18 protein-coding genes and 3 pseudogenes are annotated in these 15655 nt (G+C 34.2%); 6 read left to right on the top strand and 15 right to left on the bottom strand.

Annotated features, from left to right (window positions below):
- The first annotated feature begins 1 nt into the window (after position 1).
- The 3 genes from MUA88_RS02835 to MUA88_RS02825 are packed head-to-tail and all read left to right on the top strand — an operon-like array spanning position 2 to position 1107.
- Positions 2–490: a Na+/H+ antiporter subunit E gene (locus tag MUA88_RS02835; protein WP_262604635.1), complete on the top strand. Its 489-nt coding sequence runs from the start codon at positions 2–4 to the stop codon at positions 488–490.
- Positions 480–773, top strand: coding sequence for a Na(+)/H(+) antiporter subunit F1 (locus MUA88_RS02830; protein ID WP_262605098.1), 294 nt, complete (start codon positions 480–482; stop codon positions 771–773). Before MUA88_RS02835 ends, MUA88_RS02830 begins: the two co-directional genes overlap by 11 nt.
- Complete coding sequence (locus MUA88_RS02825; RefSeq protein WP_262604634.1) at positions 751–1107, top strand: Na+/H+ antiporter subunit G1; 357 nt, start codon at positions 751–753, stop codon at positions 1105–1107. The genes MUA88_RS02830 and MUA88_RS02825 overlap by 23 nt, the downstream gene beginning before the upstream one ends.
- 47 nt (positions 1108–1154) lie before the next feature.
- Here the strand turns inward: MUA88_RS02825 and MUA88_RS02820 are convergent, their stop codons facing one another.
- The 5 genes and pseudogenes from MUA88_RS02820 to MUA88_RS10935 all read right to left on the bottom strand — a co-directional run.
- On the bottom strand, positions 1155–1463 hold the full coding sequence (locus MUA88_RS02820; RefSeq protein ID WP_262605097.1) for a GNAT family N-acetyltransferase: 309 nt from the start codon (positions 1461–1463) through the stop codon (positions 1155–1157).
- A gap of 6 nt (positions 1464–1469) precedes the next feature.
- A complete protein-coding gene (locus MUA88_RS02815) occupies positions 1470–1658 on the bottom strand; it encodes a GNAT family N-acetyltransferase (RefSeq protein ID WP_262604633.1) in 189 nt (62 codons plus the stop codon).
- Positions 1659–2075: 417 nt separating this feature from the next.
- The gene (locus tag MUA88_RS02810; protein ID WP_262604632.1) at positions 2076–2243 is read right to left on the bottom strand and encodes a hypothetical protein; all 168 of its coding nucleotides are present in this window, start codon (positions 2241–2243) and stop codon (positions 2076–2078) included.
- Positions 2244–2358: 115 nt separating this feature from the next.
- A pseudogene (locus MUA88_RS02805) lies at positions 2359–2892 on the bottom strand (cysteine hydrolase family protein).
- Positions 2893–2922: 30 nt separating this feature from the next.
- Positions 2923–3072 (bottom strand): annotated as a pseudogene (locus MUA88_RS10935) (hypothetical protein); the annotation flags it as partial.
- A gap of 591 nt (positions 3073–3663) precedes the next feature.
- On the opposite strand from MUA88_RS10935, the pseudogene argS reads away from it, so the two are divergent.
- Positions 3664–5342, top strand: a pseudogene (argS, locus tag MUA88_RS02800) (arginine--tRNA ligase).
- 349 nt (positions 5343–5691) lie between these two features.
- Here argS and MUA88_RS02795 read toward each other — a convergent pair.
- The 6 genes from MUA88_RS02795 to MUA88_RS02770 form a co-directional block, all read right to left on the bottom strand.
- Positions 5692–6069 (bottom strand): PaaI family thioesterase, encoded by a 378-nt coding sequence (locus MUA88_RS02795; protein WP_262604629.1) that lies wholly within the window; start codon positions 6067–6069, stop codon positions 5692–5694.
- Between the two features lie 25 nt (positions 6070–6094).
- Positions 6095–7408 carry a Na+/H+ antiporter family protein gene (locus MUA88_RS02790; protein WP_262605736.1) on the bottom strand — a complete coding sequence of 438 codons (1314 nt, stop codon included), beginning with the start codon at positions 7406–7408 and terminating at the stop codon, positions 6095–6097.
- A gap of 192 nt (positions 7409–7600) precedes the next feature.
- Positions 7601–9067 (bottom strand): M17 family metallopeptidase, encoded by a 1467-nt coding sequence (locus MUA88_RS02785; RefSeq protein ID WP_262605735.1) that lies wholly within the window; start codon positions 9065–9067, stop codon positions 7601–7603.
- Between the two features lie 148 nt (positions 9068–9215).
- Positions 9216–10418 carry an NAD(P)/FAD-dependent oxidoreductase gene (locus MUA88_RS02780; RefSeq protein WP_262605734.1) on the bottom strand — a complete coding sequence of 401 codons (1203 nt, stop codon included), beginning with the start codon at positions 10416–10418 and terminating at the stop codon, positions 9216–9218.
- A 279-nt stretch (positions 10419–10697) separates the two neighbouring features.
- Positions 10698–11057: a HesB/IscA family protein gene (locus MUA88_RS02775; protein ID WP_262604625.1), complete on the bottom strand. Its 360-nt coding sequence runs from the start codon at positions 11055–11057 to the stop codon at positions 10698–10700.
- A gap of 12 nt (positions 11058–11069) precedes the next feature.
- Positions 11070–11306 carry a YuzB family protein gene (locus MUA88_RS02770; protein ID WP_262605733.1) on the bottom strand — a complete coding sequence of 79 codons (237 nt, stop codon included), beginning with the start codon at positions 11304–11306 and terminating at the stop codon, positions 11070–11072.
- A 264-nt stretch (positions 11307–11570) separates the two neighbouring features.
- Between MUA88_RS02770 and MUA88_RS02765 the strand changes: the two genes are divergently transcribed.
- Complete coding sequence (locus MUA88_RS02765) at positions 11571–12635, top strand: NAD(P)/FAD-dependent oxidoreductase (RefSeq protein ID WP_262604623.1); 1065 nt, start codon at positions 11571–11573, stop codon at positions 12633–12635.
- 51 nt (positions 12636–12686) lie between these two features.
- Here the strand turns inward: MUA88_RS02765 and MUA88_RS02760 are convergent, their stop codons facing one another.
- Positions 12687–12929, bottom strand: coding sequence for a NifU family protein (locus MUA88_RS02760; RefSeq protein WP_044360536.1), 243 nt, complete (start codon positions 12927–12929; stop codon positions 12687–12689).
- Positions 12930–13032: 103 nt separating this feature from the next.
- On the opposite strand from MUA88_RS02760, the gene MUA88_RS02755 reads away from it, so the two are divergent.
- A complete protein-coding gene (locus MUA88_RS02755; RefSeq protein ID WP_262604622.1) occupies positions 13033–13374 on the top strand; it encodes a YuzD family protein in 342 nt (113 codons plus the stop codon).
- 49 nt (positions 13375–13423) lie between these two features.
- On the opposite strand, the gene MUA88_RS02750 is transcribed toward MUA88_RS02755, so the two are convergent.
- The 3 genes from MUA88_RS02750 to MUA88_RS02740 are packed head-to-tail and all read right to left on the bottom strand — an operon-like array spanning position 13424 to position 15614.
- Entirely contained in the window at positions 13424–14389 is a 966-nt protein-coding gene (locus tag MUA88_RS02750) for a 2-hydroxyacid dehydrogenase (RefSeq protein WP_262605732.1), read from the bottom strand.
- A 4-nt stretch (positions 14390–14393) separates the two neighbouring features.
- A complete protein-coding gene (locus MUA88_RS02745; protein ID WP_262604620.1) occupies positions 14394–15179 on the bottom strand; it encodes a 5' nucleotidase NucF in 786 nt (261 codons plus the stop codon).
- Positions 15180–15614 (bottom strand): DUF86 domain-containing protein, encoded by a 435-nt coding sequence (locus MUA88_RS02740; protein WP_262604619.1) that lies wholly within the window; start codon positions 15612–15614, stop codon positions 15180–15182.
- Between the last annotated feature and the right edge of the window lie 41 nt (positions 15615–15655).

Here is a 15655-nt window from a genome sequence, read left to right as displayed (position 1 = left end):
TATGGCAGTACAAATTGTGATTAATTTAGGACTTGCCATCTTTTGGTTATTTTTATCAGGTAGCTACACGATGAATTCCTTCGTACTTGGCTATTTATTCGCAATGCTACTTGTATTCCTGATGCGTAAACTTTTACCAGGTCGCTTTTATGTCATCACTTTGTATAACGTGATCAAGCTTGTCTTCGTATTTATTTCAGAATTAATTAAAGCTAATATCGGTGTATTGCGTATTATTCTTCAACCTCAAATCAAAAATGAATCTGCATTCTTTGTCTATGAGACAGACTTGAAGCATAAATGGGAAGTCGCTTTACTTTCCAACTTAATCACATTGACTCCAGGTACAGTGGTTATCGGTGTCAATGATGATATGAAACGTCTTTACATCCATTGCTTGGATTTTTCAACGAAGGAAGAAGAAATTGCAGCCATCAAAGGTTCACTTGAAAAGGCTGTTAGAGAGGTCGGTGAGTATGATGAACTATGATATTTTTATAATTATTGCGCTTGTCATTGTCGTACTCTCAATATTAGCGATTCTTGTACGTGTTATTTTAGGTCCATCATTACCTGACCGTGTCGTTGCTTTAGATGCAATTGGCATTCAGTTAATGGCTGTTATTGGGCTGTTCTCCATCATTTTGGGAACACGTTATATGATTGTTGCCATTTTATTAATTGGGATTCTTGCCTTTTTAGGTACAGCTGTTTTTGCTAAATTTATGGATAAGGGAGAGGTGATCGAATATGACAGAGACAGTCGTGATTAGTATCGGTCTTATCTTAGTTATCACTGGCGCCCTATTCAGTGCACTTGCTGCAATCGGGATGTTGCGTTTAGATGATGTTTATTCACGTGCTCACGCAGCAGGAAAAGCAGCAACACTTGGTACGATGTTGTTACTCACAGGTACATTTATTTACTTTATCGGTAAAGAAGGCTATGTGAACTTCCATCTATTAATTGGTATTGTTTTCGTATTCATTACGGGACCTATTGCCAGTCACATGGTATTGAAAGCAGCGTATAACCTAAAGACGCCTGCTTCTAAACGATTAAAAATGGATGAAGTTAAAGAAGACCTTAAAGGAATGAAACTTTAAAATAGTTAAAAGCGTACAGTCCATGTGATTGTACGCTTTTTATATACTCATCTATTAAAAAAATAGACATTCCCTTTTTCTTCATAATCGTCTAATGATAGATCATATATAAATCCGAGTGACTCTGCTGTCTTAATAGATGGCACGTTATTCACTTTTGTTAAAATAAGCATTCTATATCGATTCTCAGTTAGCATCAATACATGCTCCATAATACATGTGATGGCTTCTTTTACGTATCCCTTTCTCGTTTTTTCAGTAGCAATGCGATAATAAATATTAAGAACTGTTTCCCCTTGAAGCTTTGTAAATTGTAAACCGCAAACACCAAATGGTTCATCTGTTGATTTGTCTATTAATATTTAATAACCAAATTGATGTGCGTCGTGGTGCTTCTTCCATACTTCATATGTTTCTCTAAAATCTTCAATCTTTTTCACTGGTCCACTTGGATTGTATTGCTGTGTGCTAGGATCTGCATGAACTTTGAAAATGGTTTCTATATGTGCTTCTGACGGTACACTCAAATATAATCGTTCAGTTTCTAACATGTATGACCACTCCTCATATTTTATTACCCCACTTCAGTAAAATAACTAAAAACGCAAATTCCAAGTTTAAGTTAGTAATATCATAACAGACATTTTGATTCCAATAACGATTAACTCATCAAAAGTTGTCATGAATAATAAAGTGATTGATCATATCCAAATACTCCAATATCGAATTATTTATAGTTGTATATGAACATATTATCCTTGCGCCATTTACTATTTAGAACTCGGGTAGTGTTGGATTGTATCTTGTTAGGCAGACGCGTCCATTCCACATAACCTTATATAGTATTTCTGTTCATCAGTGCAAGTGTTTGTGTCCGACTTCTTTCGGATTACACTTCGCTATGAAAAGCCGAAATAAAGAAGGATGAATAACATTAAAGTGGCCCCTACTTCAAGTACACTTTAATGTTATTCACCCTTTTCTTTATATCCAATAGCTTTCCCTGCTAAAACCCCTGATAAAATATAGCCTAGGAGTCTTAATATAGAATCCCTTAATTCAGTTTTAAAATAAAACATAGAAATAAAAAGTAAAATCGCCAATATTAGAAGAAACTTGCTTTTTATATACAACATTGTGTCAGCCCCTAAAAATAACTAATCTGTCATATTTCATGTTAACATAACTTTTTTGTTCCAATTCCTGTTCCTCGTGTCTAAACAAATATTATTGATTAAACTACTCACTTCATCACGTTGTATATAAATCTTTGTATTCATCATAATACAATACCTCTATGCAGTTTAACCAATCTAAAACCGTTCCAATGAAATCATAGATATCTAAACCTTTCATTTCATAGGTTTCTTCATCATTTACAGTTGCTGTGGCATCTTCAATAAATGTCACCTTAATATCTTCATGATATGCATTTATTGCAGTAAATAAACAACAGTATTCCGTATTGAAACCAGTTATAAATATATGGTCTATATTTTTTTCTTTTATATACTCTTTAAAATTTTTACTAGTAAAAGCACTAGGCTCACTTTTTTTCAAATACAATACTATTCTTTGTATCTACTACTATCTCAATATTATCTTTCTTTGTAAAAATAAAGGGCTCTTTTCAATATCATAATCAATATGTTTAATAAATATTACTTCATTCTTATTTTCTTTAAAATGAGAAATCATTTTTTCTATTCTATCAACTCTTTCTTGAAAATCACCTTGTTCTACAAAACCTTTTTGAAAATCTAAAACTACTAGAGCTTTACTCATATGATATACACTCCTTAAATTTTTAAAATGTTATATATATATACATTCTTTTAGAATATTTATTACAGTATATTTATCTCTGCCCTCTTTATCTAATAGTGGATTGTATTCCATTATATAGATACCAATTATATTGTAACCTTTTAAGCCTTTTATAATATCTAAAAAATCATCCGTAGTTAAACCAAACGGAAGTAAAAGCTAGAAGAGTTAAATTCATGTAGATCTAAACAATTCACATCTATGTATAAGTGTAAGTTTTTACTAATTAGTTCTAAATCATTAATTTTATAAAAAATACCGATTAGTTTATTATCATCAGTTACTATATATACAACATTGTATCACCCCCTAAAAATAACTATGATTGTCATATTACATTTTAAAATATCTTTTTATTACAATGCCTGTTACTCTTCACAATAAACACCCTTGTCTTTCACTAACAGTTCTTACTACCAAACTTGTAAAGGACTTTCACCGTTCCGAATGAATACAAAAAGAACTGCAAATCTCTTAAAATATAAATATTTCCTCCATTCTACGAAATTAGTTACATGTCTTCTAGTTAAGCGAACAGTACCAATATAAAAATCGTGATTAACTATAATTTTCCAACTTTACAACAGAATCTCCTATTTTTCAGGAGTTTATAAAGTAAATATTTAGGACGTAATTGCATGGTCTTTGTATCTAATGATATAATACTGAAATATTAATTGTCGTATTCTAATAATAACAAAAATTCTAAATTTTTTAAAAAGGAGATGTATGCATTTGAAAAAAATATGTTCCGAAATATTAAGTAATCATATTTCTGAATTGAGTAATGAAGAAATATTAGATTATATTGAATACCCTAAATATGAAAATCAAGGGGATTTGTCCTTTCCATGTTTTGTGCTAAGTAAATATAGAAAAAAAAGTCCCCAAGAAATAGCAGATAAACTATCACTAGAAATAGATGATGAAAAAATTATTAAATTAGAAAGTAAGAGTGGATATTTAAATATATTTTTGGATCCTAAATTATTCGGTATAAAAGTTATAAATGATGTATTAAAAAAATCCTCTAACTTTGGCTCGAGAAATATAGGAGATGGGAAAGTAATTACAATGGATATATCTTCTCCAAACATAGCTAAACCTTTTTCTATGGGACATTTAAGATCTACAGTAATAGGTAATTCAATATCTTTAATAGCAGAAAAATTAAATTATAAACCTATTAAAATAAATCACATAGGAGATTGGGGAACATAGTTTGGCAAACTAATAGTAGCTTATACAATGTGGGGAGAAGAAGAATTAGTAAAAGAAAACCCTATCCAAGAGTTGTTTAAATTATATGTCAAATTTCATGAAGAAGCAGAAAAGAATGACCACTTGAATGAAGAAGGACGAGAAGCCTTTTTGAAGTTAGAACAAGGTGTAGAAGAGTATATAGAATTATGGAAATGGTTTAGAGAGGTATCTTTAGCTTCATTCAATAAAATATATAATAGGCTAGGAGTCCCTTTGATTCATATAATGGAGAAGCTTTTTACAATGATAAACTACAATCAGTTATCGATATTTTAAAAGATAAAAATTTACTTCAAGAAGATAATGGAGCAAATATTGTAAAATTAGACAACCTACCACCTGCACTTATTCAAAAAAATAATGGATCCTCTTTATATATAACTAGAGACTTAGCTACAGCTATATACAGAAAAAATAATTATGAATTTTTCAAATCATATTATTTTGTTGGGAATGAACAAAGATTACATTTTCAACAACTTATTGAAGTATTAAGATTAATGGGAGCCGAATGGGCTACAGATATTGAACACATACCATTTGGAATGATTCTGAAGAACGGCAAAAAAATGTCAACTAGGAAAGGGAAAGTGATTTTTTTAGAAGAAGTGTTAGATGAGGCTGTATATATCGCCAAAAAAAATATATTAGAAAAATCTCCAAATACTGAAGATATTGATGAAATATCCGAAAAGATAGGCGTAGGATCAGTTATTTTCAATGACTTAAAACATGAACGTCAGAATGATATTGAATTTAACCTAGAAGATATGTTAATGCCAGAAGGAAATACATGTTTATATATTCAGTATACTAATGCAAGGATTAATGCAATATTAAGAAAATCTAAAATCAATTTAACTAATATAGAAATTTCAAATATTAATGAAGATTTATGGACAATAATTAAGGATTTATTGATTTTTGAAGAGACAATAGAGAATGCAATGATAAAACAATCACCCGCAGAAATATCAAAATATTTATTGCAACTTTCTAGACATTTTAACAACTATTATGGAAAGACTAAAATTTTAAATGAAAATGCATTATTGGAATCAAGATTATCTGTATTAAAAGCAGTTTCTATAGTTTTAGAAGAAGGTCTCAGGTTATTAGGAATACAAGCACCGCGTTCTTTATAAAAATAATAGGAATTAAATTAACGAGAGAACTTGCGAATTTCAAGTTAAGTTAGCTAATTATAGTGAATGAGATTTAAACTGAGATTAGATATATCTTCAATAAGTAACCAAATCTGAATATTTAGATTTGAAAAGGACCATAAAAATTGAATGTCTTTAAACATTCTTCCATTGGATGTAGAGATGTGTTATCTTTTAATGTCTTTCTAAGATAATTATTCATTTACATTGCCTTTCGCTAACGGTTCCTACTACTAACCCTATAACGGACTTTCACCTTCAAACTATTACACATGACAGACGCAAATAAAAATGGAACAGCTCATTAGCCATTCCATTTTTATTATTGTTATTTCGTTATTTTCTTAATCATCAATGTACCACGCATCACACTAATTAAACGTCCTTCATCATCTGTGATTCGAATATCCCAAACGTGTGTACTACGCCCTTGATGAAGAATTGTTGCTTCTGCGTATATATATCCATCTGTTGCTGACTTAATATGATTCGTATGCATTTCTAAGCCAACGGGTATTTCTTTTGTTGTATCAACAAGATTTGCTGAACCCATAGAACAAGCCGTTTCGCCTAATGCCATTGTTGCGCCACCATGCAAATAACCAAATGGCTGTTTCACTTGATCTTTCACTGGCATGGACATCTTCAAAAATCCGTCTCGTTGTTCTAGGACTTTCATTTCTAGTAAATCTACTAAATTAGTCATGACGTATTCCTACCTCCACTTTGTATTATAGTACAAGTGCAGCAATTGTTCCCATTACGATAAGTGGAATATTGTAGAATACAAAGTTCGGTACACATGTGTCACGAATTTGATCGTGTTGACCATCAATGTTTAAACCTGCTGTAGGTCCAAGTGTTGAATCACTTGCTGGAGATCCTGAGTCACCTAATGCGCTCGCTGTACCAATCAATGCAATTAAAGCCATTGTGCTTAGGCCAATTGATTCACCGAATGGAATAAACAGTGCTGAGATGATTGGAATTGTCGCAAATGATGAACCAATACCTAATGTGACAATTAAGCCAATGACATACATAAGGACGATGCTAATAAACTTATTATCGCCTGCAATTGTTGTAAGTCCTTCAACAAGCTTTTGCACATCTCCTGTTTCATTCATCACGCCTGCAAATCCGTTCGCAGTTAAAATTACAACACCAATGTATGCCATAATTTTAATACCATCAACAAACTTATCATCTAAATTTCTCCAAGTGTATGCACCTGATAAGAAGAATACAAGTACACCTGCTAATGCACCAAATATCATAGAGTCTGTCACTGTTTGAACAATGAATGTCGCTAAAATTGCAACTACAGTTACGACTAGTACATATGGTTTTAATTCTGTTTGATTCACTTCATCATTCATTTGAATTGGCTTATATATTCGTGGCTTGCGATAATAAATTAATGCCAGTATTAAACCAATAATATATCCACTTGCCGGAATAATCATTGCCTTCCAAATCATTGAGAATTCAATGGGGTGATTTGCTTTTTCAAAACCTTTTTGAATAATCTCTTGGAAGATATGACCAAAACCAAATGGTAGTAAAACATATGGGAAACATAGACCAAAGCCGATAATCACCGCAATTAAACGACGGTCCATTTTCAATTCATTAAATAAGCTAAGTAACGGTGGGATGACAATCGGAATAAACGCTATATGCACTGGGATCACGTTCTGACTCATCACACTTAATACGAGTAAACTAATAATGATGACACTTTTCACTTTAATACGAGAAACTTTGGTATCTTCTGCACGAATAGCACGAATAATCTTCTGTACAAGATAATCTGTGATACCACTGTATGAAATCAGTGCCGCAAATCCACCCAGTAAAGCATAACTTAATGCCACTTCTGCACCATCAACGATATTTGATGTGAATACGGAGATTGTTTTCTCAAGTGATAAACCTGAGATAATCCCCCCTACTAGTGCACTTATAAATAAACTAATGACGACATTCAGTCGACATAAACATAAAACAATCATTAATAATACTGCGATTAATACAGCATTCATTCCGCCCACTCCTTTAGTTCATTACCAAGTTAAAGTATTGTGTATACAATATAACAATTGTAACTCCTTAAGTCAATATGTCTTTTTTAAATCATATGAAATAATTTGTGTTCAAAAAAGAAAAAGAGTGAGTATATGCCTTTTCATAAGACAGTTCTCACTCTTTCGTATCCTTCTTATTTCAATTGTATCTTATCGTGTCATCAACCAATTAACAATTGTAGGTATCATATATCCTGTTGGTCCCTTAGGTCCTTTATAAGATGATTTCGTTGTTGTAGCTGGTCCTGCGATATCGACATGTAAATGAGGTGTTTCTCCACTAAAATGCGTGACAAATGCTGCTGCAAATAATGCTTTGCCGTGCGCATTCACATGATTTGTTAAATCAGCAACATCTGATGCTTTAATATTTCGACGTTCTGTTTCAGTGATTGGTAATTCATATACCGCTTCATCTACGCGATTTGCTGTTTCCAATATTGCTTGTAGTAGTGCTTTATCCGCATTTTTATTGAATATTGCTGCTTTATCTTCTCCTAAAGCAACAACTGCCGCACCTGTCAGCGTAGCAAAATCAATAATTAACTTAGGTGCGAATTGATTTGCATAAAATGACGCATCTCCTAGTACAAGACGTCCTTCTGCATCTGTATTAGGTACCTCAACTGTTTCGCCACTTAATGCTGTAAAGACATCATCCGGTTTCATCGCATTGTTATCAATCATATTTTCTGCTGCTGCAATTACCGCAACAATGTTCACTTTTAATTTCAAATTTGCAATCGCATCAACCATACCAATGACATTCGCTGCACCACACATATCAAATTTCATTGTTGGCATGCCTGTTTTTGACTTGATTGAATAGCCACCTGAATCATAAGTAATCCCTTTACCGACTAATGCAATGACATCATCTGCCTGCTCTGAATTTCCTTCGTATTTTAATGTAATCACGCGTGGTGGATTAACAGAGCCTTTTCCGACTGCATGAATTAAACCAAATCCTTCTTGTTGAATGGCTGACTCATCTTTGACATCAACTTGAACTTTCGTACCTTCAAAATGCTCTTGAACAAGTGTGGCTAAATAATCAGGTGTTAATATATTTGGTGGTATATTACCTAAAGTTCTCGCATAATTAATAGCCTTTCCAAGCTTTTGTCCTTGATCAAATGCTTGTTGATGTTCTTCATCTGCAGAGAGCCATTCAATATTCAATTCAAATGGTGCCACTTTGTCAGATCGGTAACTATCAAATTCATATGTTGCCTGTTCATATTGTATTCCCATTGTTTGAAAGACATATTGTGAATCAACTGATTTTGATAAAAATGTGTATGGATATAGTTGTATCTCAGTGATACGTTCTTGTTGAAGATATTGAAATAAATTACCCCCAATTTTTAAATAGTCACGTTGTTCTTGATGACTGATATTCCCTAGTCCTACTGTTACAAATTTATGCTGTACATCATCTACTGTTACTGGAACAACAGAAACCGCACCTAAATGACTTTTAATAAACTTTTGTTTTTTTAATTTTTGAAGTGCTTCAGATAATGTGTCGTCTGGGATTGCGTTCGTTACATATTGATTGAATTGGTCAGGAATCCCTATTACATAAACTTGCTCTTTTTCTCTTTTTGTTGTCATTGCCAAATCCCCTTTCAACTTATTGATTCTATTGTAGCAAATCAGGCCACCTCGTCTCTATACGTGTGCCCTTTTCATATGCTATGACAGCAAAAAATCGAGCAAGTGCGTAAAGCACCACTCGATTTTTCTAGTCATTTATATTCGATTAAAATTTACCTTTTTTGTAAGCTAAGCCTAAACCACCAATTTTGAAGATGGCACGTGTATCAATAACACGTTTCATGAAAGCAGCTTTTTTACCAGTGATTTCACGGCCGTAAACAATACCTACACCGTCATGACGACCTAATGAACATACTGTACCACGATCAACGTAAGTAAAGTTTTCAGTTGGTTCACCTTTCAAGATATGCGCAATGTTTGTCGCTGTTTTTTCACCTTGTTGCATTGCGATTTGTGCAGTTGTTGGTAATGGACGTTCTCCACCTTCTGGGATAAACGCTGAAACATCACCGATAACGAAGATGTCATCATAGCCTTCGATTGTTAAGTCTTGTTTAGTCACAATACGACCACGTTTTACACCTTCAAATGATTTTTCCATTAAGTTGCTACCACGAACACCTGCAGCCCATACTACTGTATTTGCTTCAAGTTGTTGTTCTTTGTCGTCTACTTTTACAACAAAACCTTTTTCGTTTGCAGCAACGATTGGTGTACCTACTTTAAATTCAACACCGCGTTCTTCTAAGTAGCTAACTGCGTGGCTAACTAACTCTTCAGAGAACATTGGTAACATTTTTGGTGCTGCTTCAACACAAGTAATTTTTACTTTGCTTTGATCTACACCATATTTGTTTGCTAATTCTGGAATACGGTCAGTTAATTCACCTAAGAATTCAACACCTGTGAAACCAGCACCACCTACTAAGATTGCTAAGTCTTTTTCATCTTTTTCTTTAGATGCTGCATAGTTTGCAAATTTGTCTTCGATATGACGTGAAATTTGACGTGCTGTATGAACGTTCTCAATTTGGAATGCATGTTCTTTCATACCTTCAATGCCGAAAGTTTCTGATTCGAAACCTAATGCAACAACAAGAATATCGAAATCAAAGATACCACGAGTTGTTTCAACTTTTTTCGCATTGCGGTCAATTTTTGTTACTTCAGCTTTTACGAAGTTTACATGCTTTTTAAGTACGCTTTCGATTGGATATAATAAATCTTCATAGTTGATTGTTCCAGCTGATGCTTCGTGTAACCATGTTGACTCATAGTGATATTCGTTTTTGTTTACTAATGTGATTTCTGCATCTTCTTCTGAAAGTTGCTTTTGGAGTTTTGCTACAGTTTGTAATCCTGCATAACCAGCACCTAAAACAAGTACTTTTTTACGTTCTGCCATTCTCATTCACCTATTCCTTCATCATTTTATTAATACATTTGATACTGTATACCCACTTTATTAAAACAGTACACAAATTCTTAAAAGATAATCATCTATTAGTTTATAGTTTTTTTAGTCTAAATTCAAGCATTCGTACGATTTCTTTCTTATTTATTAGAACCATTTTTTCATCAGTTAAATAAGATAGCCTCAATAAATGAAAACGCTTAAAAAACCATACAAAAATAATCATTCCCATATTAGAACATAGGAATGGTTATTTTTGTTTTTAGATGATTAACATTCTTCTGGTGTACCCGCTACTTTATCTGTACGGAATGAGCTACCACAACCACATGAAGCAATCGCATTTGGATTGTCAATTTGGAATCCGCCACCCATTAATGATTGTTTAAAGTCAATTGTCGTCCCGTTTAAAATAGGTGCATCTTCAGGATCAACAAGTACTTTTAAACCATGAAATTCCAATACTTCATCATTTTCTCCTGGTTCTGCTTCTGCTGTCATACCATATGTTAAACCTGTACAACCGCCACCGTTCACTTTTACTTTTAAATACCCATCTGGCATATCGTTTTGTTTTAACATATCTTTTACTTCATAAGCTGCTGCTTCAGTTAATGTTACTGTAGACATATGATTTCCTCCTTAAAATAACCAAGTTTCTTCTATATGCGAATATATATTTTTTAATAACTCATCAGGTGTTTCACCTTCAACAAGGTCCCCATTCACAAGTGCATAAAGTCCCGAACTACAAATACCACAATTTTGTAGACATCCATAGTCTAACACGTCCACATCTGGGTCTTTGTCCAACTCATCAAAAACCACTTGAGAACCTCTTGCCAAATTAGAAATACAAAACTCGACAATTGGATTCATCCTACACCTTCTTCTTTCAATTTAATGATGCCATTATAGCAAATATCCTCACAGTTCGCTATGTCTCGGCTCACATAGAAATAAACGGAATAAATTCCGCCACTGACTTCCTTCCTATGATTGTAAACAGTTCAAAAAATGTCTATAATTAAATATGAACAATTATCAAACTTTTAAGTTATTGTACGTGATAGAGTTACTTTCAAAGGGGCATTGATAAAGTACCCTATCACATCAATCATCATGGTTAAAGGGGAGTTAAAAATGAAAAGTTTAGTTTTATTAGGTGGCGGATACGGTAATATGCGTATCTTATCAAGAATATTACCAGAGGCTTTGCCTGAGGATTTTCGTGTCACATTAATTGACCGCATGCCATATCATGGATTAAAAACTGAATTCTATGCTTTAGCTGCTGGTTCAAAATCTGATAAAGAAGTTCGCGTAAACTTTCCAAAAGATGAGCGTATTAATACTGTCTATGGAGAGATCACAAACATTGATCTCGATAACCAAATCGTCTCTGTCGGACAAACACGTGTTGATTATGATGACCTTGTTATCGGCCTTGGTTGTGAAGATAAATATCACAATGTACCAGGTGCTAAGACACATACATATAGTATTCAAACATTGGCAGACGCTCGTAAAACGTATCATGATATTTCGGAATTACCAAGTGGCGCACAAGTTGGAATTGTGGGGGCAGGTTTAAGTGGGATTGAACTTGCAAGTGCGCTTCGTGAAAGTCGTGATGACCTTGATATCTTCTTGTACGATCGTGGGGACCGTATTCTCAATCAATTTCCTGAAAAACTAAGCAATTATGTTAAAAAGTGGTTTGATCAACATAATGTAACAGTTGTTCCAAACTCTAATATTGTCAAAGTTGAACCAGGTACACTTTATAACAAAGATACGAAAAACGAACATGACTTAATCGTATGGACAGCAGGTATTCAACCTGTGTCACTCGTTCGTAATTTACCTGTTGATCTGAGTCGCAGTAACCGTGTCATGGTCAATCAATATCACCAAATTCCAACTTATCCCAACGTCTATGTTGTTGGGGATTGTGCAAACTTACCATTCGCACCGAGTGCACAACTTGCAGAAGAACAGGCAGATCAAATTGCCGACGTCTTAAAGACACTTTGGCAAGGGAAGCCACTTCCTGAAAAAATGCCAGAAATCAAAATTCAAGGTTTCTTAGGCGCACTTGGAGAAAAGAAAGGCTTTGCTTATTTGATGGATACGACTGTGACAGGTCGACTTGCATCGATCTTAAAATCCGGTGTCTTATGGCTCTATAAACATCATAATGGTTAAACGAAAAGCCTGTGGCAACATCAACGCCACAGGCTTTCTATCTATTTTCTATTAAAATACTTGTTCTACCTCAATAACACCAGGCACTTCTTCTACAAGGGCACGCTCAATACCTGCCTTCAATGTAATTGTACTACTTGGGCAAGTCCCACAAGCACCTAATAATTGAAGTTTTACAATTCCATCTTCTACGTCAACGAGTGCACAGTCACCACCATCACGGAGTAAAAATGGACGTAATTTTTCAATGACTTCTGCGACTTGATCGTACATTGTTGTATCTTCAGTTGGCATATACAATGCCTCCTTTCAACTTAAATGGTTCATATTCTTCCTCTTTCTTATTATAATAGAAATAGTATCGAAAATCTATTCTATTAACTAGGGGGATGTTCAAATGACAAAAGTGAGCGTAGTAATATATGGAGCTGAAACTGTTTGTGCAAGTTGTGTCAACGCACCAAGTGCACGCAACACCTATGATTGGTTAGAAACGTTATTACCTAAAAAATATCCAAATCTTAACTTTAAATTCACATACATCGATATTGACCGTGACACAGAGAACTTAACAGATCACGATGAACAATTTATTGAGCAAATTCGAAATGACGAATTATTTTATCCACTTGTAACGATGAATGACGAATATGTTGCTGATGGCTATGTGCAATTAAAGCCATTAAAACGTTATATGTCAGAGCATTTTGACGTCACTGACACAACAAGCGAACAATAAAAAATGGGGTTGGACAACTAAACAATATTGTCCAACCTCATCCTATTTTCTATTTCATAAAGACTTGGTTACGTGCTGATTTTCCTTGCACGACGTCTTCAATATTTAACACACATGTTTGAATCATCTGATCACGTGTTAGCACTGTAGCACTACCAATATGTGGTGTAACAATCGCATTTGGCAATGTTAATAATGGATGGTCCATGCGAATTGGTTCATCACGAACAACATCCAATGCACAACCTGCAATTTCACCTGTTTGTAATGCTTCTACAAGGTCTTCTTCTACAACGATATCGCCACGACCAATATTCACGAATATGGCATCATTGCGCATCATTTTGAATACCTCTTTGTTGAATTTATCACGTGTATCAGGTGTTGATGGTGCTGTACAGACAATGAAGTCACTTTCGCGAACAAGTGTCTCGAAAGACGTATAAAATGCGCCAAGTTCATTTTCTGCCTTCGTATTACGTGAACGGTTATGATAAAGGATATCTGCATTAAATCCTTTTAAACGGCGGGCTAATGCTCTACCAATTTCACCCATACCAAAAATACCGACTTTTGAACGATAAATATCTTTTCCAGCTAGTAGATAGGGTCCCCAGCTTTCCCATTTGCCATCTTTTACATAATCAATCGCTTCTGATAGACGGCGAGATGCTGCCATCATCAATGTGAAGCCTAATTCAGCTGTTGTTTCACTAAGAACATGAGGTGTATTAGAAATGACGACATCACGCTTCTCAGCCTCAGCAAGATCAATATTGTCATAACCCACTGCCATATTGGCAATAATTTTTAAGTTAGGTGCTTGTTCAAGCAAATCACGATCAATTTTTTCACTCAATGTAATGAGTAAAATTGTTTTATCTGCAGCTGTCTCCATAAACTGTTCACGAGGCATCGGTGTTAAATGATGATCCCACATCTCAACTTCACCGATTAATTCTAAACGCTGCTTAAATTTTTCCGGAATTCGACGTGTTACTAAAATTTTCTCCATACGATCACTGCCCTTTTTCAATTTCTTTTAACAGTACTGTTAAATTCTCAATACTCACTGTCGGTGGGATATCTTTAGCTAAAGCTTCTTCTTTAGACGTCACACCAGTTTGTACATGAATGGTATCAATGCCAATATTGATACCTGACATAATATCTGTATCGTATAAATCACCAATCATCGCTACTTCTGACTTGTCTAACTGCAATAAGTCTAGCGCTTTTTGCATGATTGGTGTTTCGGGCTTACCGATAAATATCGGTTCTGTTTTAGAAGACACTGTGACCACACTTGTTAAAGAGCCGTTACCTGGTAAGAAACCTTGCTCTTTCGGTATAGACGGATCTTTATTTGTTGAAATAAATGTCGCCCCACGTTGAACCGCTAACGTCGCTTTTGTTAGCTTTTCATAGTTGATATTCTCATCCAATCCCACAACAACAAAATCAACATCGGTATCATCTTTAAGGTCTAAACCAGCAGATGATAATGCGGTTCTCAGACCTGTGTCACCAATCATATACACAGACGCATGAGGCTTTTCACTACTAATATAATCAGCTGTTGCCATGGCAGATGTCACGACTTCTGCTGGTCTTGCGTCGATACCAATTGAAGCTAACTTCTCTACCACATCTTCTGGTGATTTTGTTGAATTATTAGTTACATATAAATGTGGAATGTCATATTGATTCAATCCATTAATAAATTCAACTGCGCCTTCGATCACCTGACTTCCTCTATATAAGGTACCGTCTAAGTCAATTAAATACGCTTTATATGTTTTCATCTATTCTTGTGCTCCTTTACCAAATGCTGTTACAGGTACATTTTCATGTTCTAAGAAATGTAAGATTTCCTCGATAAATTGTTGATAATAAGGAATTGCACGATCAAATAACGGAACTAAAGTTTGACTATCCAATTCATCATATAAATGAACAAATTGACGTCTCACATCGATTGTCTCATGTAAGACTGTTTTCGTTTCCTTCGATATCGCACCTTCCAATTCTAAAATATCTACAACATCTTTATAGTTGCCTGGATCACGCAAAATAAAGGCATCGATAATCATATTACCAATATCTACCGATGACTCGATCAGCATCTGTGCCACACGTTCAAAGGCATAGCTATTCGTTTTAACTGATTCATAATCTTCCGTTAATCGTTTTAAATATGTGAGTTTTTTTGATAACTGTTCTTTGTCTACAAAATACATATTTGTCACCCCTATTCCTATCTATCATATCACAATTTTGC

This window comes from Staphylococcus sp. IVB6240, from assembly GCF_025558425.1.
In the GTDB taxonomy this organism is placed as follows: domain Bacteria; phylum Bacillota; class Bacilli; order Staphylococcales; family Staphylococcaceae; genus Staphylococcus.
This window is presented reverse-complemented; position numbering and strand designations above follow the sequence as displayed.